Source organism: Streptomyces sp. NPDC019531 (assembly GCF_044903305.1).
Classification (GTDB): Bacteria; Actinomycetota; Actinomycetes; order Streptomycetales; family Streptomycetaceae; genus Streptomyces.
Window position 1 is genome coordinate 99852 of sequence record NZ_JBJDQL010000032.1, and the last position, 20460, is coordinate 120311.

The window sequence follows — 20460 nt, forward strand, 5'->3', positions numbered from 1 at the left end:
AACGAGCAACCAGGAAGCGCGTGGACACCGGCGAGAGCAGCACCGAACCCCAGACACCGGCCGCGGAAGAGGCGCCGCCACCTCGGCGCGGCTGGCGTCGCTGGGCGATGGACACCCGTCCGCTGCGCATCCCGGCCTACCGCCGGCTGTGGAGCTCGACCATCGTCACGGCCGTCGGCAGCCAGCTCACCGCCGTCGCGGTTCCCAAGCAGATCTACGACATCACCGGTTCCTCGGCCTGGGTCGGGGCCGCGAGCATGGCGGGACTGCTGCCGCTCATCGTGTTCGCGCTGTGGGGCGGCGCGGTCGCCGACACCATGGACCGCCGCAAGCTGCTGCTGATCACCAACACCGGCATCGCCGTCACCTCGGTCCTGTTCTGGCTCCAGGCCGTCACCGGGCTCGACTCGGTGGCGGCCCTGATGGTCCTGCTCGCGGTGCAGCAGGCGTTCTGGGGCCTGAACGCCCCCGCCCGCAACGCCTCCATCGCCCGCCTGGTCCCCGAGGGGCAACTGCCCGCCGCCAACGCCCTCGGCTCGACCGTCATGCAGACCGGCCAGGTGGTCGGCCCGCTGCTCGCCGGTGTCCTGATCCCGGTGATCGGCCTGCCGGAGCTGTACCTCATCGACGCCGTGGCGCTGTGCGTCACGGTGTGGGCGGTGTACCGGCTGCCCTCCCTGCCGCCGCTGGCGAGCACGGTCGCGCGCCGGGCGGGGGTGCGCGAGATCGCGGAGGGTTTCCGGTACATCTCCGCGCACAAGGTGCTGCTGTTGTCCTTCCTCGCGGACATCATCGCCATGGTTTTCGGCATGCCCAGGGCCCTGTTCCCGCAGATGGCCTCCGAGACCTACGCCTCCTACGGCGAGGGGCACGCGCTGGGCCTGCTGTTCGCCGCCATCCCGATCGGCGCGGTGGTCGGCGGGCTGTTCTCCGGCACCTTCTCCCGGGCCCGTCGGCACGGCTGGATGGTCATCGGCGCGGTCGTCGCCTGGGGTGTGGCCATCACCGGCTTCGGGCTGAGCGACAGTCTCTGGCTCGCCGTGGTGTTCCTTGCCGCCGCGGGGGTCGCCGACATGGTCTCGATGGTCTTCCGCGGGGCGATCCTGCTCTCCGCCGCCACCGACGAGATGCGCGGCCGGATGCAGGGCGTCTTCACCGTCGTTGTCGCGGGCGGCCCCCGCCTCGCCGACGTCCTGCACGGCACCGCGGGCTCGGCCTTCGGTGCCCGCACCGCGGCCGCCGGCGGTGGCCTGCTGGTCGTCGCCGTCATGCTGAGCCTGGCCTTCGCGGTACCGGCACTGCGTCGCTACCGCGTCTGAGACCTACAGACCGCCCCTGCGGTGCGAGCCGTACTGCTCCATCAGCTTGCCCCGGGTCGTCTCAAGCCGGTGGGCGAGGATCTCGGCCACGCTGCGCACCAGGATCATCCCGAGCTGCCGGTCCGTCTCGCACAGCCGCAGCACCGCTGCCGCGTCGAACTCGTAGGCCCGCACAGGACTGAAGGCCTCGGCGCCGAAGTCCCACCGGTACGGCGGGAACAGCCACGACCAGCCGAGCAGGTCGCCGGAGCCGAGCCCGGCGACGGTGACCCGCTGATGGGTGGTCACCTGCTGGGTCAGGGAGACCGCCCCGGAGCGGATGACCCAGAAGCGGTCGGCCGTGCCGCCCGCCTCGAAGATGCGGAAGTCCTCGGCGAAGGAGACCTCCTTGGCCAGCGTCATCAGGCTCTGGCGCTGCGGCTGCGGTAGTGCGGTCAGCAGTTTTATCGCTTTGGTCATGACGCGGGGCTCCTCGCCGGCGATGGATTCCGGTGTTGTGCCTACGCCCATTTCAGCGGCTGCCGCCGTCCGGGGCACCTCGGCGGAGGCGAGGATCTGGCCACGGCATGGAAAAGCCCTGGCTGGACGGGGGAGACCAGCCAGGGCAGTCAGAGGTGGTGTCGGAGGACGGTGTGTCGACCCCGTGACCACGTATGAATGAACCGTAAACCATCCATGGCGATTTCGCGCAATCGAATCCAGGGTGAGTGACCGGTTTCACTCGGTGGAGGTGTTTACGACCCTGATCGTTCCCAACTCCGCGTCGGTTGGATCAGGGAGGTTCATGCCCGCGGCCAGTCCGGTGCGCAAGTAGCGCAGCACCGGGTCGGTCAGCCGCTCCCCGGGCAGCACGGCCGGGATCCCCGGCGGATACGGCGTGATCATCTCCGCCGCGACCCGTCCGGCCGCCTCGGAGACCGGCACATGCTCGGCCAGCCCGAAGAAGGCGTCCCGGGGCAGCATGACCTGTTCCATCCGCAGCTCGGACGGCGCCGGCACGTCCACCCGCGGTGCCGGGCCCAACTCCGGTGCGGCCCGGGCGAGATCCCTGAGCGCCGCGAGCAACTCGCCGGTCGTCTCCTCGTCGTCGCCGTGGGTGATCTGCGCCCCGATCCGGCGGTGGTCCGTGAGGTGCGCGTCGATGTTCCGGTGCTCGCGCAACCAGTCCGCCGCCTGGAACCCGGTGATCCCGAGCCCGGCGAGGTCGATGACACCGGGCAGCGGATCGAGGTCGTCGGCCAGGCCGGGCCCGCAGAAGTCGTCGCGGTCGTTGACATGCATCCCGTCGATCTCCTCGATCGCGGAACGGACCCGGGCCGCCAGATCGAGCGCCCCGCCCATCAACTCCTTGCCGTGCAGGGCCATCTGCCGACGCCAGCCGTCCAGACCGGCGTACAGCAGCACCGAAGGGCTCGTCGTGCCCAGCAGGTCCGCGCGCATCTTCAGCAGATCCGGCGGGACGAGATCGCCCTGGAGATGGAACACGGACCCCTGTTCCAGGCCGCTGCCCATCTTGTGGATGCTGGTGACACAGATGTCGGCACCCGCGTCCATGGCCCAGGACGGCAGATCGGGATGGAAGGGCAGATGCGCGCCCCAGGCCTCGTCCACGATCAGCGGGACCGAACGGCGGTGGCAGACCTCGGCGATGTCCTCCAGGGCGGCGCAACCGCCGTATGGAGTCGGGCTGACCACCAGGGCGCCCTTCGCGTCGGGATGGGCGTCGAAGGCCTGCTCGAACTCCGCGGCCGACGGCGGGTGCGCGAGATGGCGTTCGGCGTCCCACCGCGGTTCGACCCACACGGGCTCGATCCCGGAGAGGATCAGCCCGGACACCACGGACTTGTGGGCGTCCCGCCCGATCAGCAGCTTCTCGTGCGGGCCCGCGACGGCGAGCATCGCCGCCTTGACCGAGAGGGAACTCCCGCACGTGGTGAAGAAGGTGTGCTCCGCGTGCACGGCGTCGGCCATCAACTCCTCGGCCCGCTCCAGCACCCGCCCCCGGGTCAGCCGGTCGTCCAGGCCGCCCGACGCCAGCACGTCCCCGAGGAAGACCGCGTCACCCAGCACCTCCCTCACCGCCGGATCGGCCCCGCGGGCCTGTTTGTGGCCCGGCGGAGCGAAGGACAGCCGCCCCCGGCGGTGATAGTCGGCCAGGGCTTCCAGAACGGGTGCTTGAGTGTGGTCGACGGTCATGGCCCCCGGGTGCCCGGCCCGGACGCCCGTCAATCAGCGCGCCCGGACCGCCCCCTGCTCAGCGGCTGCCGGGCCTCAGGACCTCGTCAAGCACCCTGGTCACGGCCTCGTAGGCAACCGTCCGTACGGCGGCGTCCCGGGCGCCGTCCGGATCGGTGGACCGCAGCTCGTCGCTCCGGGCCCGCCAGGACCGCTCCTCCCGCTCCGCACAGTCCCGGGCGCGCCGGATGCGGCGCAGCAGTTCGTCTGAGTCCACGACATCCGTCATACGGACCGCGTACCCCGGAATCACGGAGCGAACGGCGGGCACCTCGCCCGGAACGGGGAGGTTTGACCGGGCGTGGAGAGGTCAGCCGACTAGGGAGAGGCCCACGGAGAGCGCGCACCGTACATTCACCGCGGCCGCCGTGTCCGTGGGTCGGCCGGGCCCGGCTGGCGCTTTACGACCAGACGGCCATGCGTTCCACCGATCAGGAGCCACGTCATGTGCGAGGAGCACAGGACCGAAGCCACCCCCGAACTCTTTGTCGTCGGCCGGCGCGTGCGGCCACGGCCGCGCAGGCCGGCCGAGGCACGTCGGGCGGTCGAGCGGGCCGTGTCCGAACGCTGCCGCGCCTCGCACGTCCCCTGCGACGCACAGGCGCTCTCGGATGCGCTGCTCGTCGTCTCGGAGCTCACCACCAACGCGATCCTGCACGGCGGGGGCATCACCGACTTCCACGTCGCCGTCCAAGGCCGACTTCTGTGCGTCTCGGTCAGCGACCGCAGCGCCGCGCTGCCGGTCGCCAGGGAGCCCGTCGACCCGCAGGGCAGGTGGCGGCCCGGCGGCCACGGCTGGCCCATCGTGTGCCGGCTGGCCCGGGACGTCCGCGTGACCGATCTGCCCTCGGGCGGCAAACGCATCACGGCCATGGTGCCCCTGAGCTGATCCGACACCGTTGGGGAAGCCGCCGAAACGGAGTTCTTCCAGCGGTGTTTGGGCCCCATACAGCAGGGCAGACGCAGTTTCGTGCTTCGGACCGGAGGCGCGCCAGCGGGAGCGGTATGGCTGCTGCGGGCCCCTTTCCGGTGGTCCGTCGGCGTCCCTCCCGCGGTCATTCCCTGAACCCGTTCTTCAGGAGCGAATCCGCATGCTCACCGACACGTCGATCAGCCGTCCCACCACCCACGACCGTCCCACCAGCTCCGTCAGGCGGCGGCACGACGACGCCCCCGACACCATGGCCCTGTTCGCCAGGCTGGCCGGGCTGGCGGATGGCCCCGAGCGCGACGCCCTGCGCGACGAGCTCGTCACCGCATGGCTGCCCATGGCCCACCGCATCGCGGGCCGATTCCGTGACCGCGGGGAGTCCCTGGAGGACCTGCGGCAGGTCGCGGCACTCGGCCTGGTGAAGGCCATAGACCGGTTCGAACCGGAACGGGGAGCCTTCGAGAGCTATGCCGTGCCCACCATCACCGGCGAGGTCAAGCGCCACTTCCGCGACCGTATGTGGGCCCTGCGGGTGCCCCGCCGGGTGCAGGAACTGCGCAACAAGGTACGGGTGGCCCGACGCGAGCTCACCCAGAACCCCGGTTCGCCCGAACCGTCGCCCGCCGACCTCGCCGCCCACACCGGCCTGACCGAGGACGAGGTCACCACCGGCCTGGAGGCCCTCGAAAGCTTCAGCACCCTGTCCCTGGACGCCGAACTCTCGGCCGGCGACGACGGCTACAGCCTCGCCGACACTCTGGGCGGCCCGGACGCGTCGTACGACGTCGTGGTCGACCGCGAGTCCGCCAAGGAGGGACTGCGCAGGCTGCCCGAACGCGAGCGCGCCATTCTCTACATGCGCTTCTTCGAGGACATGACCCAGAGCCGCATCGCGGACCAGCTCGGCATCTCGCAGATGCACGTCTCCCGGCTCATCAGCCGCAGCTGCGCCCGGGTGCGCGACGAGGCGCTGGCCGACCGGTCGAGGCGGCAGGCCGCAGACGGCTCGTCGGCGGCCGGAGCGTACGAGGAGTGAGCCGGATGCTGATACCCGACCCCGCGTTCCTGCGCCGCCTCGTCGACGCGTACGAGGCCCTGCGGGCCGAGGAGGCCGCGAAAGCGGCCGAACCGAGCCTGCGGGCCCGGGACCTCGCCTACACGCTCTGTGTGTCGACCGGCACACGGGACGTCCGGCTGGCCCTGGAGACCGCCCACCGCCTGCTCGCGGCCATGCCCGAACACGCGCGACTGGCCGACCGGCCGTACTCCGTGTGACCGCCCGCCAGGACGGCATCCGGACCCAGAGGAGGTCGACATGACCACGAGCTCCACGGCACAGCCAGGCCGGATCCAGGCCCGGCGTGCGGCACGCGGCTCCGTCACGGAGGGCGCCGCCCGCGCGGGTCTCACCGCGCGCGGTGTGATCTACCTGCTGGTCGGTGTGCTGGCGCTGCAGATCGCCTTCGGCGACGGCAAGCGCCAGGCCGACCGCGGCGGCGCCCTCGCCGCGCTCTCCGACAAGCCCTTCGGCTCCGTCGTCCTGTGGGCACTGGGCGTCGGGCTGGTCGGCATGGCCCTGTGGCGGCTGTCCGAGGCGGTGTTCGGCTCGGTCGGCCCCGACGGCCGTAAAGCGCGAAAACGGCTGCTGTCGGCGCTCCGCTGCGTCTTCTACGCGTTCGTCGCCTACTCCGTGCTGTCCTTCGCCGTCGGCTCCGGCGGCGGTGGTTCGAGCGACGAGCAGTCCAGGGACGTCACCGCCCGGGCCATGGAGGTGCCCGCCGGGCAGTGGCTGGTGGGCGTGGCCGGGGTCGGTGTCGCGGTGGCCGGCGTGTGGATCGCCGCGCAGGCCGTGCGCAGGCACTTCCACAAGGAGATGAAGCTCGCCGAGATGGGCCCGCGGGTCAGGAAGCTCGTCGATGTGACCGGCGTGGGCGGCGGACTGGCGCGCGGCGTGGTGTTCGCCGCGGCGGGTGCCTTCGCCGTCCGGGCCGCGGTCGACTACGAGCCCAAGAAGGCGAAGGGCCTCGACGACACGCTCCGCTCGTTCGCCGACACCCCGCTCGGGCCGTGGCTGCTCGTGCTGGTCGCGGCGGGGCTGGTGCTGTTCGGGGCGTTCTCGTTCGCGATGGCCCGCTGGCGGCGGGTCTGATCGGCGGGACACGGGGAACCCGGGGCCCATGAACGAACCCGAGCTTCCGCCCGACGGTAGGCCCGTGGACGTCTACCTGGACCTTCTGCGCATCCGCATGGCCTCGGAGGACTACGAGCTGCTGCTCAGCGTGGTCGACCCGGTCCTGCGGGCCATCGAGGAACAACACCTGCCCGCCCTGGACTTCGCGCTCGAGGACAGTCAGCAGGACGGGCTGCCCCAGGAGATCCGTGACGAGGCCGCCCTGGTCATCGCCACCGCCGTCACCGGTCGGCTGGACAACAAGGTGATCGAGCTCCGCGTCGACGACACCGGACCGATCCGGGTGGTCACCGACGCGGACACCGCCGCCGATCCGGTGCGCCTCGGCGAGATCGCCGACTACATCCGCGAACGCCGACGGCTCGACGACGAACTGCGCGGCATCGCCGAGGTCAGCGACCTGCCCACGGATCTCTGAACTAGCGTTTCGGCGCCGCGACCGGCACGTGCAGCGGCCGGGCCAGGCCCACCAGGGTCTCGTCCAGCCGCTGCAGGTGGCGTAGCACCCGGTCGGTGACCCGGCCGAAGCGCGGAGTGCCGGGGACCTCGGTCTCCAGGAGCGAGGCGATGCTCGGCCCGGTCTCCACCGCGGCCGTGGAGTGCTCGTCGGCGACATGCGCAGCGATCGCCGCGATGTTGTCCCCGATCCGCCGGCCGGCCCGGCGCAGCCGGGGATCCGCCGCGATCGAGGGATGGGTGGGCAGCAGTTCGGCCGTGGCGGCCAGCGAGCGCGCGTGGTACGCGCAGGTCTCCAGGAGCGCCACGACATAGCGGGCCGTGTCACGCCGGGCCCGCAGCGGCGTGATCGGGTGCGTGAGCGGCTGGGTGGCGGCCCGCAGATCGGCCAGTGCCTGGTCCAGATCCCGCGCCCGGTCGAGCAGTTCGACCGGGGAGCCTCCGCTGAGCTGGTCGACGGCGGTCTCGGTGACCTCGGCGAGCCGCTCCAGGACGGTGACGAGCAGTTCGTTCGTACGGCGGTCCGTGCGCACCGGCAGGACGAAGGCCGCCGCGATCACTCCGCAGGCCGCGCCGAGCGCGGTCTCCTCCACGCGCAGCACCAGCACCGAGAGGCTGTAGGTGTGCAGCAGGGTGTAGAGCAGGCCGAGGGCCGCGGTGACGAAGAACGACATCAGCGTGTAGGAGAGCGGCGCGGTGTAGAACATCGCGAACACCAGCACCAGTACCAGGGCGAACGCCGACCAGGTGTGCTGCCCGACCGCCCCCGCCAGCACGATCCCGGCGAGCACACCGAGGACGGTCCCCACCAGCCGACGGTAGCCCTTGACCAGGATCTCGCCCGTGGACGCGGTGTTGATGAAGACGATCCAGCAGGTCAGCACCGCCCAGTACCAGCGCTGACTGGACAGGAACTCGCCGCCGACGATGGCGAGCGACGACCCCACGGCCACCTGCACCGCGGCCCGGGTGGTGGGCCTGTTGAGCCCGGTGAGCTCCTCCCGCGCCTCGGAGCCGTCCTCGCCGGCGTCGATGACGGCGTCCTCGGCGTCCAGTTCCTCTCGTGAGCGGGCCGTCGCGGGGGAGTCGTCCGACTCGTCCTGCGGACCGTCCAGGGCGATCCTGAGGCCCAGGACCGCGCGGGCGGCCTCGCCGATGCCCCGGAAGACGTCCTGGACGGCGGGCGGGGCGGAGGGCAGGTTCTCCTCCTCGCGGTAACCGAGGAGCCGGTTGCGGACCTGGGACAGCGCGGTGCCGGTGCCGGCGGCGACGGGGCTCAGCACCAGCAGCCGTAGCGCCTCCAGATCGCGGCGCACCATGCCCATCGCCTCGTCCCGGCCGGGCATCCGACGGGCTCGCGGGGCCGGGGCGCCCGGCAGATGCAGGGTCAGTGTGTCGGCCCGCTCGGCGCTTCTGGCCGTCAGCAGCAACAGGCCGAGCCGCTCGGCGGCGATCTCGGCGTCCGCGATCCGCCGCTGCACGAGCCGCGCCGCGCCCGCGTCGGCGGTCCCCTCCTCCAGCCGCCCCTGGATCATCAGCGCCGTCTCGTGCAGCCGGGCGGTCCCCTCGCGTACGTCCGACAGCGCCTCGTCGATCTCCTCGGGCCCCGCGTCCAGCAACTGGAGCTGCGCGGACACCAGTTGGGCCAGCCGGGCCCGGAAGGCCTCCCGCAGGCGTTCGAGCAGGCCCGCGGGAGTCTCCGGCACCAGCAGGAAGCGTGCCGCCGCGCTGCACAGGAAGGCGACGCCGAGGACGCCGTACAACTCGGGCAGTTCGGAGACGGTGGCGCCGACGAACAGCGACACGAAGTAGACCTGGAAGCCGATCAGTCCGAGCGCGGTGCCCCGGTCGCCGAAGCGGCGGCCGTAGACGGCACAGAAGATCAGCACGACGAAGAAGAGGTCACCGGCCACGACGCGGGAGCTCAGGAGCGCGCCCAGCGACAGGGAGGCCACCGCCACCGGGAGGCCCAGGGCGAGCGTCACGGCCTGCGGAGCGCGCTGTTTCTCCCGGATGGCGAAGGTCGCGACCATCGCCGCGATGGCGCCCGCCACCAGATGCGGGACGCTCGCCCCCAGCAGGCCGAGCACGGCCAGCGTGAGCGCGATCGCGCCCACCGTGCGCAGACCGGCCGCCAGCCGGAGCAGCCCCGGGTCCGACGCCGCGACCCGCTCGCGCACCCTCGCCGTGTTCACTCCGCCGTACTCACTCCTGTGTCACGTCATGATCCGTTCCAGCATGGCACGGCGGGGCGAGGGAGCCTGATCTGTCCCTCCTTCGACCGCCGACCGGCCGGAAACCGATCGACGGCCCGGAGGGACGTGCGCCACCTCTACTGGTCAAGCCGCTGCGTCCCCTCGACCTGCGCCTTGACCTGTTCCGGCGTCAGATACGCGTCGGTGTACTCGAAGTCCTTCAACTTGGCGGGCTTGCGGGCCTGGAAGCCGGTGCGGACGAAATCGTCACCCGCGACCGCGTTGAGCAGCCAGTTGGTCATCACGCGGGTCTTGGCGACGTTGGTGCGCAGCGCCGACCAGTGGTAGCCGCGGGCGACGGCCTGGGCGGGCACGCCCCGCAGTTCGATGCCGAGCGGCTTGGACACGGCGTCCTTGCCGCCCAGGTCGACCACGAGACCGAGGTCCTTGTGGACGTACGGCGAGAGGGCCTGGCCCCGCAGAGCGGCCATGACGTTGTCGGCGACGTGCCTGCCCTGGCGCATCGCGTGCTGCGCGGTCGGCGGGCAGACCGCGTCCTCCTGGCCCTTGGCCTGGTCGGGCACCGCGGCGGCGTCGCCGAGCGCGAACACCCCGTCCTGGCCCGGGAGGTTCATCTCCGCGGCGACCGCGAGCCGGCCCCGGACCGTCTCCGCGCCGAGCGTGGCGATGAGCGGGCTCGCCACCACACCGGCGGTCCAGATCAGGGTGCGGGTGGGGATCACCCGCCCGTCCGTGAAGGTGACCTCCTCCGGGCCCGCCTTCGCGATGGAGACGCCCAGCGAGATGTCGATACCGCGCTTGCGCAGCACCTCCTGGGCGCTGCTGCCCAGCTTGTCGCCGAGTTCGGGCATCAGCTTCGGGGCGATGTCGATCAGATGCCACTTGATGAGCGCCGGGTCGATACGCGGATAGCGCCTGACGGCGGCGTGGGTCAGCTTCTGCAGACAGGCGGCCGTCTCCGTGCCCGCGTATCCGCCGCCCACCACCACGAACTGCAGCCGCGCGGCGCGCTCCGCCTCGTCCTGACTGGCGTCGGCCAGGTCCAGCTGCGAGATCACGTGGTCGCGGACGTAGGCGGCCTCGGCGAGGGTCTTCATGCCGAAGGCATGCTCGGTGAGACCGGGGATGTCGAAGGTGCGGGTGATGCTGCCGGGAGCCAGCACGATGTAGTCGTACGACTCGTTGACGATCTCGTCGGTGATGGTGCGGATCACGCAGACCTTGGACTTGAGGTCCACGCCGATCGCACCGCCGGGGATGATCCGGGTGCGGTACTTCTTGCTGCGGCGCAGTGAGACGGCGATCGACTGGGGCGTCAGCACGCCGGAGGCGACCTGGGGCAGCAGGGGGAGATAGAGCTGGTAGGCGAACGGCGTCACCAGCGTGACGTCGGCTTCGTCCGGGGAGAGTTTGCGCTCCAGCCGGCGAACGCACTCGACACCGGCGAAGCCGGCGCCGACCACCAGGATCCTGGGTCGTGTCACGGTGTTCATCCCTTTCTGCGGCTCCAGGCGGTCTGCCTCGAACGGTCTTCGTCTGCCCGTGCGGACGCGACGAATGCGTTCGAGGACCACCATGCCCGCCCTGGCCTGAAAGTGCACCAAGAGAAAGGTGAAGGAGGTGGGCGGACCGGACCCGGGAACCCCGCTTGTGAGGGTGCCGGTCGCCGAATGTGCGTGCGACAGACGGGTATTGGGTGCTGTGGGCCCGGAATCAGCGGACCGCTGGGGCCACTGCAGCGCTCGGAGGGAAGGAGCAGCGTGACCATCGACAGAATCTGGTCGTACCTGCCGGACAGCGGGTACGTCGAGGGACAGGACCTGACGGGCTTCGGCGTCGTCGCGAGCGACGGCACGATCGGACATGTGGACCGGCAGGCCGCCCCGCACGGGATGGCGCACCTCGTCGTCGACACGGGCGTGTGGGTCTTCGGCCGCAGCGTCCTGGTGCCGGTGGGCGTCGTCACCGGCATCGACACCCACGACCGCAGGATCACGCTGGCCTGCACCGGGGCGGAGGTGAAGGCGGCCCCACGCTTCCGGACCGACAGTGAGACCAGGGACCGCGAGTACCTCACGGCGGTCGGCGCCTACTATCTGCGGCTCGCGGCCACTGCGTGACCGGACCCGGGGGACGTCACCACGGCAGAAAGGTGTGTACGTCCTTGCCGCGCTCGTCCGTCACCACGCTGACCTGGTCGCACAGCGCGTGGATCAGATGCCAGCCGATGCCCCCGCCACCGGTGCGGGGATCGAAGGAGCGGGGTGCGGGCGGCGTCGGGTTCGTGTCGCGCAGCGTCACGTGCACACCGTCGAAGGTCCGGCGCATCCGCAGGGCGAAGGGGCCCGGGGCGTACTGGACGGCGTTGGCGGCGAGTTCAGTGACGACCAGCAGGATGTCGTCCCAGTGCTCGGGGCTCGCGGGCGCTGTGCTCTCGGAGAGGTCGCAGAGGAATTCCTCCGCAGCGAGCCGCGCACCCGTCACGCAGTGCGGTTCTCCCGCGAAACGGGTGGTACGGCTCGCAATCGCCTCGGAAGTCAGTGTCTCGTCCCAACGCGGCTCGGTCGCCATGCCGGAGTCACCCCCGTGAGGTCGGCAAGGCTCTTGTCCCTTCACTGGCATCGCCATTGTGCTGTGTTCCCGAAGGGACGCGGCCCAATCGTCCTGCGGTCCGTCGGACCGGGCTGCTCACCGGAATACGTTGTCCGAGTCGTCCCAGCTCAACGACTCCTCCGTCGAGGTACGCCGGGCGCCGGCCGAGCGGGCCTGGTACATCGCGTCGATCTCCGACGCGTACCGGCGGACGATCTCGTCCCGGCGCAGCTTCATCGACGGCGTCAGCAGGCCGTTGGCCAGGTCGAACGGCTCCGACAGCACCCGGAAGACCCTGATTGACTCCGAGCGTGAGACGGAGCTGTTGGCGGCGGCCACGGCCCGCGCGATCTCCTCCCGCAGCGCGTTCTCCTCCCGGGCCTCCCGCATCGAGGGATCCTGCTGTGCCAGCTGGACGCCGCGCCAGTGGGCCAGGAACACCGGGTCCAAAGTGAGCAGGGCGCCCACACAGGGCCGGTTGTCGCCCACCACCACCGCCTGATGGATGAGCGGGTGCATCCTCAGCCGTTGTTCCAGGGCGGTCGGAGCCACGCTCTTGCCGCTGGCGGTGACGATGATGTCCTTCTTGCGGCCGGTGATCGTCAGATAGCCGTCGGCGTCCATCCGCCCGAGGTCGCCGGTGGCCAGCCAGCCGCCGTACAGCGCGGCCCGGGACGCGGCCTCGTCGTTGACGTAGCCCTGGAACACCGACGGCCCGCGCACCAGGATCTCCCCGTCGTCCGCCACTCTCAGGTCCACGTCCGGCAGCGGCTGTCCGACGGTCCCGGACTTCTCCCGGCCCAGCGGCTGCATGGTGATCCCGCCGCAGGTCTCGGTGAGACCGTATCCGTCGTGCACGTAGACGCCGATGCCCTCGTAGAACAGGGAGAGCTCACGGTTGAGGGTCGAGCCGCCCGAGGTGGCACGTCGGGCCCGGCCGCCCAGCGCGGCCCGGAGCCTGCGGTACACCGTGCGCTCGTACAGGGCGTGCTGGAGCCGCAGGTCGAAACCGGGGCCGGGGCCCTCGCCCAGCCGATGCCGCTCGCAGGCCAGGGCGAAGTCCCGTGCCGTGTCCGCGGCCCGCTCGAACAGGGCGCCGCGGCCCGACTGCTGGGCGGCGCGCAGGAAGTTCTTGTAGATCTTCTCGAACAGGGAGGGGACGGCGTAGAAGTAGGTGGGGCGGAAGGACTGCAGGGAGGCCGCCAGCGCCTCCTCGCTCAGGTCGGGCTCGTGGGCCATGAGGAATCCGCCCCGGATGCACACGCCCTGGATCATGAGGCCGTACACGTGCGAGAAGGGCAGGAAGGCGAGAACGGACGGCTGCTGTCCCTCGGGTGCCGTGATCTGGCGCCAGCCCTGGATCAGCGTGTCGACGGGGCTCGCGAGACCTTGGTGACTGAGCGCGCAGCCCATCGGATGTCCTGTGGTACCCGAGGTGTAGGCGACGACCGCCGTGGAGTCCGGCAGCACGATCCGGCGCAGCGACTCGACCGTGGCCAGCGGGATCAGCTCACCCCGCTCCGTCAGCTCCTCCAGTGCGCCCGCGTCCAGCTGCCAGACATGACGCAGCCTGGGCAGCGAGGCGCACACCGAGCCGACCGTCATGACCGCCAGTTCGTCCTCCACCATCACGGCCACACAGCCGGCGTCGCGCAGGATCCACTCGACCTGGTCTCGGGAGGCCGTCGGATAGATGGGCACGACCTCGGCGCCGATCACCCACAGCGCGTAGCTGAGAACCGTCCACTCGTAACGGGTGCGCGCCATGATCGCCACGCGGTGACCGGGCGAGATCCCGGACGCGACCAGGCCCTTCGCGAGGTCCACGACCTCGTCCCGCAGCTCCACGGCGGTGACCTCCCGCCAGCCGCGCGGGGAGCCCTCGGGACGGCGGGCCAGCACCGGCAGGGTGGGGTCGAGCTCCGCCCTCTCGAAGACGCTGTCGGCCAGACCACCGCTGGAGCGCGAGAGGGTCCGGGGAGCGAGGGCGAAGTCGCGCATGCGCTGCTCCTGACGTGTACGGGCTGTGACGGCGCCGACGATTTCGGTCATCGGCGGTGCTCGAATCTAGCCCAGGTGACAGCAAGGGGTACCTGGAATAGGGAAGTAAGCGGTCACCTGTGATCTCGTCGAGATCGGGGGACTCGGACCCCATGAGTTACACGAACCCCGATCCAGAACCCGAGCGCACCCCCGGCCTCGAACCTGGTGGCGGTGTACCACCGGGCGAGACCCCGCCCGCCGAGAGCAGCATGCCGCAGGCCGGCCCCCGGGAGACGCACAATCCGACCAGGGGCTGGGCCAAGGCTCCCTTGGCCCTGATCCTCCTGCTGGTGGTCCTCGTGGCCGCGTTCTTCCTGGTCTACGCGATCGTGCTGGCCCTGTGACGGCTACGTCTGCGTCAGCCGCACGCACTCGGTGACCACGTCCCGCAGGCTCCCGGTGCGCTCCAGCAATTGGCGCTGCACCTGGGCGCCGTTGCCGTGCCGCAGCAGTTCGGCACAGGACTCGCGGGCCCGGTCCAGGTCACCGCTGTCGGCGAGCGCTTCCCCGACGTGCTCCAGCAGCGCCCGGACCACGGTTTCCGCTGGCATGCGGTGCATCGTCGCCGGATGGAGCAGCTCCTCCGACAGACCGGAACGCGCGGCCCGCCAAGCCGCCAGCCGCAGCAGGCTCACACTGTGGGTCACCGGCTCCCGGTCCGCCCGCCACTCGCGCGCGGCGGTCTCCACCAGGCCGCGGGCGAGGGTCGCCAGGAGGACGGGGGTGTCCGCGTGCAGACAGACGTCCGCGACCCGGATCTCCACCGTCGGGAACTTCCGGGACAGCCGGGCGTCGAAGTAGATCATCCCCTCGTCCAGGATGACACCGGTCGCCACCATGTCCGCGACCCGCCGGTGATAGCGCTCCGCCGAGCGGAACGGCTCGGTCGGACCTGCCGAGGGCCAGCGCTGCCACACCCGGCTGCGGTAGCTGCTGTAGCCGGTGTCCTTTCCCTGCCAGAAGGGCGAGTTCGCGCTCAGCGCGGCCAGCACGGACAGCCAGGGCTGGATCCGGTCCACGACGGCGACGGCCTCGTCGTCGGACTCGACGGACACATGGACGTGACAGCCCATGACGAGCTGCTCGCGGGTGGCGATGCCGTACTGCTCCGCCATCCACTGGTACCGGCGCCCGATCCCGACGGAGGGACTGACGGGCAGCGGCGAGGTGGCGAGGGCGGCGACCGTGCAGCCGCTCTCCCCGGCGTGCCGGGCGGCCTCCTTGCGGCAGCGCACGATCTCCGCACGGAGTTCGTCCATGCCCGACTGCGGGTGGGTGGCGAACTCCAGCATCTGGTTGTGCAGTTCCTTCTCGAAGACGTGCTGGTCCGCTTCGTCCTGCGCGACCCGTGCGAGTACCGCGGCGGACAGTGCCTGCGGTTCTCCGCTCTCCGGGTCGACCAGGAGGAGTTCCTCCTCCACTCCGACGGTGCGCACGTGAGCCGCCCTTCTGCCGAGACGACGGTGATGTCCGTACGCCCCGACTGCCCAGGGGAGGGCCGGTCACACAGGCGCCAGCCACACCGTGGCGAGCGGCGGCAGGGTGAGCCGTACGGCACCGTCCTGCGGCTTGACCGGATCGGGCGCGACGAGGTCGCTGCCGCCATAGCGGCCCGCGTCGGTGTTGAGGACCTCCTGCCAGGCGGGGACGTCGTCGGGGACGGCGAGGTGATAGTCCTCGCGTACGACGGGGGAGAGGTTGGAGACGGCGAGCAGCGGGCGTCCCTCCGCGTCGAATCTCAGGAAGGCGAAGACGTTGTCCTCGGCCGCGTCCCCGATCACCCACCGGAAGCCGCCGGGGTCGGTGTCGCGCTGCCAGAGGGCGGGAGTCGCCCGGTAGACGGTGTTCAGGTCGCACACCAGGTCGCGTACGCCCCGGTGATCGGCCTCGGCGCCGTACGCCGGGTCGAGGAGCCACCAGTCCGGGCCGTGCGCCTCGGACCACTCCGAGCCCTGGGCGAACTCCTGGCCCATGAAGAGGAGTTGCTTTCCCGGATGGGCCCACATGAAGCCGAGGTACGCACGATGGTTGGCCCGCCGCTGCCACCAGTCGCCCGGCATCTTGGACACCAGCGCCTGCTTGCCGTGCACGACTTCGTCGTGGGAGATGGGCAGGACGTAGTTCTCGCTGTACGCGTAGACCATCGAGAAGGTCATCTCGTTGTGGTGGTACTTGCGGTGCACCGGTTCATGGCTGATGTAGCCGAGGGAGTCGTGCATCCAGCCCATGTTCCACTTCAGGCCGAAACCCAGTCCGCCGCTGTCCGTGGGCCGGGTCACGCCGTCCCAGGCCGTGGACTCCTCCGCGATCGTCACGACACCCGGCGCCCGGCGGTACACGGTCGCGTTCATCTCCTGGAGGAAGGCGACCGCGTCGAGATCCTCGCGGCCCCCGAACACGTTGGGGGACCACTGGCCGGAGTCGCGCGAGTAGTCGAGGTAGAGCATCGAGGCGACCGCGTCCACGCGCAGACCATCGATGTGGAACTCCTCGCACCAGTACACGGCGTTGGCGACCAGGAAGTTGCGCACCTCCACGCGCCCGAAGTCGAACTCGTACGTCCCCCAGTCCGGGTGCTCGGCCCGCCGCCAGTCTCCCGGCTCGTACAGCGGGTCCCCGTCGAAACGGGCCAACGCCCAGTCGTCCTTGGGGAAGTGGGCCGGCACCCAGTCCATGATCACACCGATCCCGGCCCGATGGAGGGCGTCGATCAGGTACCGGAAGTCGTCGGCGGTGCCCAGCCGTGAGGTCGGCGCGTAGAAACCGGTGACCTGATAGCCCCAGGAGCCGCCGAAGGGGTGCTCGGCGACCGGCATCAGCTCGACGTGGGTGAAGCCGAGGTCCTTGACGTAGGCGGGCAACTGGTCCGCGAGTTGGCGGTACGTCAGTCCGGCTCGCCAGGACGGCAGATGGACCTCGTACACCGAGAACGGTGCCTCGTGCACGGGGAGATCGCCACGCCGGGCCATCCACTCCTGGTCGGTCCACTCGAAGTGCGAGGCGGTCACCACGGACGCGGTCGCGGGCGGTACCTCGGTGCCGCGTGCCATCGGGTCGGACTTCAGGAAGCGGTCGCCGTACCGGGAGGTGATCTCGAACTTGTAGCGGGCGCCCTCGCCGATGCCCGGCAGGAACAGCTCCCACACGCCGGAAGCGCCGAGCGAGCGCATCGGGAACGCCTGCCCGTCCCAGAACGTGAACTCCCCGGCGACCCGGACCCCTTGGGCGTTCGGCGCCCACACCGTGAACCGGGTGCCGGTCACCCCCTCGTGGGTCATCGGCTCGGCGCCGAGCGCCTTCCACAGCTGCTCGTGACGCCCCTCGCGGATGAGATGGAGGTCGGTCTCGCCGAGCGCGGGCAGGAAGCGGTAGGGGTCGTGCACCTCCTGCTCCCCGTCCGCGTACGCCACCAGCAGCGTGTAGGCGGGGACCGCGGCGAGGGGAAGCAGCCCGGAGAAGAGGCCGCCGCCCTCCGAGGTCAGCAGTCTGCGTTCGCCGTCCACCACGACGCTCACCGCGCGGGCGAACGGGCGCAGCGCCCGGAAGACGATCCCGCCCGCGACCGGATGGGCGCCGAGAAGCGCGTGCGGATCGTGGTGGGCACCCGCCAGCAGCCGGTCCCGGTCCGCGGGTTCGAGCGGAGGGGCCGTATCGCACCGGGCCGGTCCGGACGGCTCGGGCAGTGAGGTGTCGCGCAGGGCCATGGCTCAGTCTCCTCTCACAGCAAGGCGTTCGATCGCCGCCATCGGTACGGGCAGCCAGTCGGGGCGGTGCCGTGCCTCGTACAGGACCTCGTAGACGGCCCGGTCGGTCTCGTACGCGCGCAGCAGACCGTGTTTCTTGCGCGGATCCCACCCGGCGAGGGCGGCGTAGCCCCCGCAGAAGGCCTCCCGGCAGCGGCGCGCCCACTCGGGACGCCAGGGCTGGCGCTGCCGGGCCGCGTAGTCGAAGGAGCGCAGCATGCCCGCGATGTCCCGCACCGGTGACTGCGCGGTGCATCGCTCGGCGAGCGGGCGGGACGGCTCGCCCTCGAAGTCGATGACGAACCACTCACGGCCCGCCCGCAGCACCTGTCCCAGATGCAGATCGCCGTGGACGCGCTGTGCGGGTGGCCCGCTGTCGCAGGTGGTCAGAGCGCCGAACGCGCTCCGCAGACCGGGTACGAACGGCCGCAGCGCGGGCACGCTGTGCGCGGCGGAGTCCAGCCGCTCGGCCATCGCGGCCGCCATGGAGCCGTTGTCGCCGTGGGTGCCGCCGTCGCCGGGGAAGGCGGCGGCCAGCGCGAGGTGCACCTCGGCTATGGCCCGCCCCAGCTCGTGCGCCTGCACGGTGAAGTCGTCGCCGGAGGCCAGCGCGTGCAGGGCCAGCGCCCAGCCGTCGGACGCGTCCCGCAGATACGGCTGGAGCACGCCGAGCGTCGCCTCCTGCGGATGCGCGGTGCGGAACCAGGCCACCGGCGCGGGCACCCGGCTGCAGCCCTGTCCGGCCAGCGCGACCGGTACCTCCAGGTCCGGATTGACCCCGGGCTGGATCCGGCGGAAGACCTTCAGGATGAACTCGTCGCCGTACACCAGCGAGGAGTTGGACTGCTCGGTCTCCAGCAGCCGCGGCGGGAGTCCGGTGGGGACCGGCACCGACGGGTCGCGCTCGAAGCGCAGGGGCCCTGCCGTGCCGGGCTGCCGCAGCCGTTCCAACAGCAACTGCGCCGAGCGGGGGTCGTGCAGGGCGTCGTAGACCGTGAGTCCGGCCAGCGGTCCCTGCTCCGCGCGGCCGATGAGCGCGCGGCCGAGACGCGGCGCGAGATGCTTCCGTACGCCGAGGAACAGCTGGTAGCAGTCGCCTGCCGGGGTGGTGCCGCCGGGCATGGGCACCCCGCCGTGACCGGTGTGGACCAGCAGATGCAGACAGCCCGGGAAGAGCTCGGTCATCGACAGCAGACCGAGCTCGCTCACGGGCCGGTCCTTGCCCGCGAACCAGCGCTGCCGCGGCAGCCACTGACGCAGCAGAGCGCCGAGCGAGGCCATGAGATCGGTCGCGAGCGCGGGTCTCGGGCTGAGGGGTGCGGTCTTCGGCATGGTGACGCGTCCTTTCGTCGGCACGCTCAAATGCGTCGGCCGATGCGGGATGCGACTCGGGAGAGCCGGAACCAGTAGAAGCCGTGCCCGCCGAGGGTCAGCAGATACGGCAGTTCACCGATGGCGGGGAAGCGGACCCCGCCGAACAGCTCGACCGGGTGCCGGCCGTCGAACTCACGGAGATCCAGCTCGGTGGGCTGGGCGAACCGCGAGAAGTTGTTCACACACAGGACCAGGTCGTCCTCGTACTCCCGCAGGAAGGCCAGGACCGCGGGGTTCGACGACTGGAGCTCGGTGAAGGAGCCGAGGCCGAAGGCCGGGTTCTGCTTGCGGATCTCGATCATGCGGCGGGTCCAGTGCAGCAGCGAGGAGGGCGACGCCATCGACGCCTCGACGTTCGTGACCTGATGCCCGTACACGGGGTCCATGATGATCGGGAGGCTGAGACGGCCCGGGTCGGCCGTGGAGAAGCCCGCGTTGCGATCGGGGGTCCACTGCATGGGGGTGCGTACGGCGTCGCGGTCGCCGAGCCAGATGTTGTCGCCCATGCCGATCTCGTCGCCGTAGTAGAGGATCGGCGAGCCGGGCAGGGACAGCAGCAGGGCGGTGAACAGCTCGATCGTGTCACGGTCGTTGTCGAGCAGGGGAGCGAGGCGCCGCCTGATCCCGATGTTGGCGCGCATACGCGGGTCTTTCGCGTATTCGGCCCACATGTAGTCGCGTTCCTCGTCGGTGACCATTTCGAGGGTGAGCTCGTCGTGGTTGCGCAGGAAGATGCCCCACTGGCAGTTGGAGGGGATCGCCGGGGTCTTGGCGAGGATTTCCGAGACGGGGTAGCGGGATTCACGGCGGACCGCCATGAAGATGCGGGGCATCACCGGGAAGTGGAACGCCATGTGGCATTCGTCGCCGCCCTTGGCGTAGTCGCCGAAGTAGTCGACGACGTCTTCCGGCCACTGGTTGGCCTCTGCCAGCAGCACCGTGTCCGGATACATCGCGTCGATCTCGCGACGCACCCTCTTCAGGAACTCATGGGTTGCCGGAAGGTTCTCGCAGTTGGTGTCCTCCGCCGCGTAGAGGTAGGGCACGGCATCCAGGCGGAAGCCGTCGATGCCGAGGTCGAGCCAGAAGCGGAGGGCGGCCAGGATCTCCTCCTGGAGCGCCGGGTTCTCGTAGTTGAGGTCCGGCTGGTGGGAGAAGAAGCGATGGAAGTAGTACTGGCCGCGGACCGGGTCGTGGGTCCAGTTGGAGGCCTCGGTGTCGACGAAGATGATCCGGGCCTGCTCGTACTGCTTGTCGTCGTCGGCCCACATGTAGTAGTCGCCGTAGGGGCCGTCGGGGTTGGCGCGGGACTCCTGGAACCACGGGTGCTGGTCGCTGGTGTGGTTCATGACGAAGTCGA

The 20460-nt window shown here is 70.8% G+C and carries 19 protein-coding genes; 8 read left to right on the top strand and 11 right to left on the bottom strand.

The features are described from left to right. Window positions 1-20: 20 nt before the first annotated feature. Window positions 21-1319, top strand: coding sequence for an MFS transporter (locus ACI2L1_RS30945; protein WP_404742689.1), 1299 nt, complete (start codon window positions 21-23; stop codon window positions 1317-1319). 3 nt (window positions 1320-1322) lie between these two features. Here ACI2L1_RS30945 and ACI2L1_RS30950 read toward each other — a convergent pair whose 3' ends face one another. From ACI2L1_RS30950 to ACI2L1_RS30960, 3 genes are all read right to left on the bottom strand, one after another. Continuing rightward, complete coding sequence (locus ACI2L1_RS30950) at window positions 1323-1778, bottom strand: cyclic nucleotide-binding domain-containing protein (RefSeq protein WP_404742690.1); 456 nt, start codon at window positions 1776-1778, stop codon at window positions 1323-1325. A 258-nt stretch (window positions 1779-2036) separates the two neighbouring features. After that, a complete protein-coding gene (locus tag ACI2L1_RS30955) occupies window positions 2037-3515 on the bottom strand; it encodes an aminotransferase class I/II-fold pyridoxal phosphate-dependent enzyme (RefSeq protein ID WP_404742691.1) in 1479 nt (492 codons plus the stop codon). Window positions 3516-3573: 58 nt separating this feature from the next. Then, entirely contained in the window at window positions 3574-3783 is a 210-nt protein-coding gene (locus ACI2L1_RS30960) for a hypothetical protein (RefSeq protein WP_404742692.1), read from the bottom strand. Between the two features lie 216 nt (window positions 3784-3999). On the opposite strand from ACI2L1_RS30960, the gene ACI2L1_RS30965 reads away from it, so the two are divergent. The 5 genes from ACI2L1_RS30965 (at window position 4000) to ACI2L1_RS30985 (ending at window position 7094) form a co-directional block, all read left to right on the top strand. Beyond that, window positions 4000-4443: an ATP-binding protein gene (locus ACI2L1_RS30965; protein ID WP_404742693.1), complete on the top strand. Its 444-nt coding sequence runs from the start codon at window positions 4000-4002 to the stop codon at window positions 4441-4443. A gap of 202 nt (window positions 4444-4645) precedes the next feature. Then, complete coding sequence (locus ACI2L1_RS30970) at window positions 4646-5521, top strand: SigB/SigF/SigG family RNA polymerase sigma factor (protein ID WP_404742694.1); 876 nt, start codon at window positions 4646-4648, stop codon at window positions 5519-5521. Window positions 5522-5526: 5 nt separating this feature from the next. Further along, a complete protein-coding gene (locus ACI2L1_RS30975) occupies window positions 5527-5760 on the top strand; it encodes a DUF5133 domain-containing protein (protein ID WP_404742695.1) in 234 nt (77 codons plus the stop codon). Between the two features lie 40 nt (window positions 5761-5800). Further along, on the top strand, window positions 5801-6634 hold the full coding sequence (locus ACI2L1_RS30980) for a DUF1206 domain-containing protein (RefSeq protein WP_404742696.1): 834 nt from the start codon (window positions 5801-5803) through the stop codon (window positions 6632-6634). 28 nt (window positions 6635-6662) lie between these two features. After that, window positions 6663-7094, top strand: coding sequence for a hypothetical protein (locus tag ACI2L1_RS30985; RefSeq protein WP_404742697.1), 432 nt, complete (start codon window positions 6663-6665; stop codon window positions 7092-7094). Between the two features lies 1 nt (window position 7095). Here the strand turns inward: ACI2L1_RS30985 and ACI2L1_RS30990 are convergent, their stop codons facing one another. Both ACI2L1_RS30990 and ACI2L1_RS30995 read right to left on the bottom strand, forming a co-directional pair. Further along, the gene (locus ACI2L1_RS30990) at window positions 7096-9327 is read right to left on the bottom strand and encodes an FUSC family protein (RefSeq protein ID WP_404742698.1); all 2232 of its coding nucleotides are present in this window, start codon (window positions 9325-9327) and stop codon (window positions 7096-7098) included. 137 nt (window positions 9328-9464) lie between these two features. Continuing rightward, the gene (locus tag ACI2L1_RS30995) at window positions 9465-10841 is read right to left on the bottom strand and encodes an NAD(P)/FAD-dependent oxidoreductase (protein WP_404742699.1); all 1377 of its coding nucleotides are present in this window, start codon (window positions 10839-10841) and stop codon (window positions 9465-9467) included. A 267-nt stretch (window positions 10842-11108) separates the two neighbouring features. On the opposite strand from ACI2L1_RS30995, the gene ACI2L1_RS31000 reads away from it, so the two are divergent. Further along, the gene (locus tag ACI2L1_RS31000) at window positions 11109-11468 is read left to right on the top strand and encodes a PRC-barrel domain containing protein (protein WP_404742700.1); all 360 of its coding nucleotides are present in this window, start codon (window positions 11109-11111) and stop codon (window positions 11466-11468) included. A 16-nt stretch (window positions 11469-11484) separates the two neighbouring features. Here ACI2L1_RS31000 and ACI2L1_RS31005 read toward each other — a convergent pair whose 3' ends face one another. Both ACI2L1_RS31005 and ACI2L1_RS31010 read right to left on the bottom strand, forming a co-directional pair. After that, the gene (locus tag ACI2L1_RS31005) at window positions 11485-11919 is read right to left on the bottom strand and encodes an ATP-binding protein (RefSeq protein WP_404742701.1); all 435 of its coding nucleotides are present in this window, start codon (window positions 11917-11919) and stop codon (window positions 11485-11487) included. Between the two features lie 117 nt (window positions 11920-12036). Then, window positions 12037-13941: an AMP-dependent synthetase/ligase gene (locus ACI2L1_RS31010; protein WP_404742702.1), complete on the bottom strand. Its 1905-nt coding sequence runs from the start codon at window positions 13939-13941 to the stop codon at window positions 12037-12039. A 152-nt stretch (window positions 13942-14093) separates the two neighbouring features. Here ACI2L1_RS31010 and ACI2L1_RS31015 point away from each other — a divergent pair, with 152 nt between their 5' ends. After that, complete coding sequence (locus ACI2L1_RS31015; RefSeq protein ID WP_404742703.1) at window positions 14094-14327, top strand: DUF6480 family protein; 234 nt, start codon at window positions 14094-14096, stop codon at window positions 14325-14327. A 3-nt stretch (window positions 14328-14330) separates the two neighbouring features. Here the strand turns inward: ACI2L1_RS31015 and ACI2L1_RS31020 are convergent, their stop codons facing one another. From ACI2L1_RS31020 to treS, 4 genes are all read right to left on the bottom strand, one after another. Continuing rightward, window positions 14331-15419: a glutamate--cysteine ligase gene (locus ACI2L1_RS31020; protein WP_404742704.1), complete on the bottom strand. Its 1089-nt coding sequence runs from the start codon at window positions 15417-15419 to the stop codon at window positions 14331-14333. A 66-nt stretch (window positions 15420-15485) separates the two neighbouring features. Continuing rightward, entirely contained in the window at window positions 15486-17687 is a 2202-nt protein-coding gene (gene glgB, locus ACI2L1_RS31025; protein ID WP_404742705.1) for a 1,4-alpha-glucan branching enzyme, read from the bottom strand. A 3-nt stretch (window positions 17688-17690) separates the two neighbouring features. Continuing rightward, a complete protein-coding gene (locus tag ACI2L1_RS31030) occupies window positions 17691-19058 on the bottom strand; it encodes a maltokinase (protein ID WP_404742706.1) in 1368 nt (455 codons plus the stop codon). A 26-nt stretch (window positions 19059-19084) separates the two neighbouring features. Continuing rightward, window positions 19085-20460, bottom strand: a 1376-nt coding sequence (gene treS / locus ACI2L1_RS31035) for a maltose alpha-D-glucosyltransferase (protein ID WP_404742707.1), incomplete at its 5' end; no start/stop codon positions are given.

Coding starts and splice junctions, on each gene's coding strand:
- ACI2L1_RS30950 (WP_404742690.1), bottom strand. CDS start 1,778: ATGACCAAAGCGATAAAACTGCTGACCGCACTACCGCAGCCGCAGCGC.
- ACI2L1_RS30955 (WP_404742691.1), bottom strand. CDS start 3,515: ATGACCGTCGACCACACTCAAGCACCCGTTCTGGAAGCCCTGGCCGAC.
- ACI2L1_RS30960 (WP_404742692.1), bottom strand. CDS start 3,783: ATGACGGATGTCGTGGACTCAGACGAACTGCTGCGCCGCATCCGGCGC.
- ACI2L1_RS30965 (WP_404742693.1), top strand. CDS start 4,000: ATGTGCGAGGAGCACAGGACCGAAGCCACCCCCGAACTCTTTGTCGTC.
- ACI2L1_RS30970 (WP_404742694.1), top strand. CDS start 4,646: ATGCTCACCGACACGTCGATCAGCCGTCCCACCACCCACGACCGTCCC.
- ACI2L1_RS30975 (WP_404742695.1), top strand. CDS start 5,527: ATGCTGATACCCGACCCCGCGTTCCTGCGCCGCCTCGTCGACGCGTAC.
- ACI2L1_RS30980 (WP_404742696.1), top strand. CDS start 5,801: ATGACCACGAGCTCCACGGCACAGCCAGGCCGGATCCAGGCCCGGCGT.
- ACI2L1_RS30985 (WP_404742697.1), top strand. CDS start 6,663: ATGAACGAACCCGAGCTTCCGCCCGACGGTAGGCCCGTGGACGTCTAC.
- ACI2L1_RS30995 (WP_404742699.1), bottom strand. CDS start 10,841: ATGAACACCGTGACACGACCCAGGATCCTGGTGGTCGGCGCCGGCTTC.
- ACI2L1_RS31005 (WP_404742701.1), bottom strand. CDS start 11,919: ATGGCGACCGAGCCGCGTTGGGACGAGACACTGACTTCCGAGGCGATT.
- ACI2L1_RS31010 (WP_404742702.1), bottom strand. CDS start 13,941: ATGCGCGACTTCGCCCTCGCTCCCCGGACCCTCTCGCGCTCCAGCGGT.
- ACI2L1_RS31015 (WP_404742703.1), top strand. CDS start 14,094: ATGAGTTACACGAACCCCGATCCAGAACCCGAGCGCACCCCCGGCCTC.
- glgB (WP_404742705.1), bottom strand. CDS start 17,687: ATGGCCCTGCGCGACACCTCACTGCCCGAGCCGTCCGGACCGGCCCGG.
- ACI2L1_RS31030 (WP_404742706.1), bottom strand. CDS start 19,058: ATGCCGAAGACCGCACCCCTCAGCCCGAGACCCGCGCTCGCGACCGAT.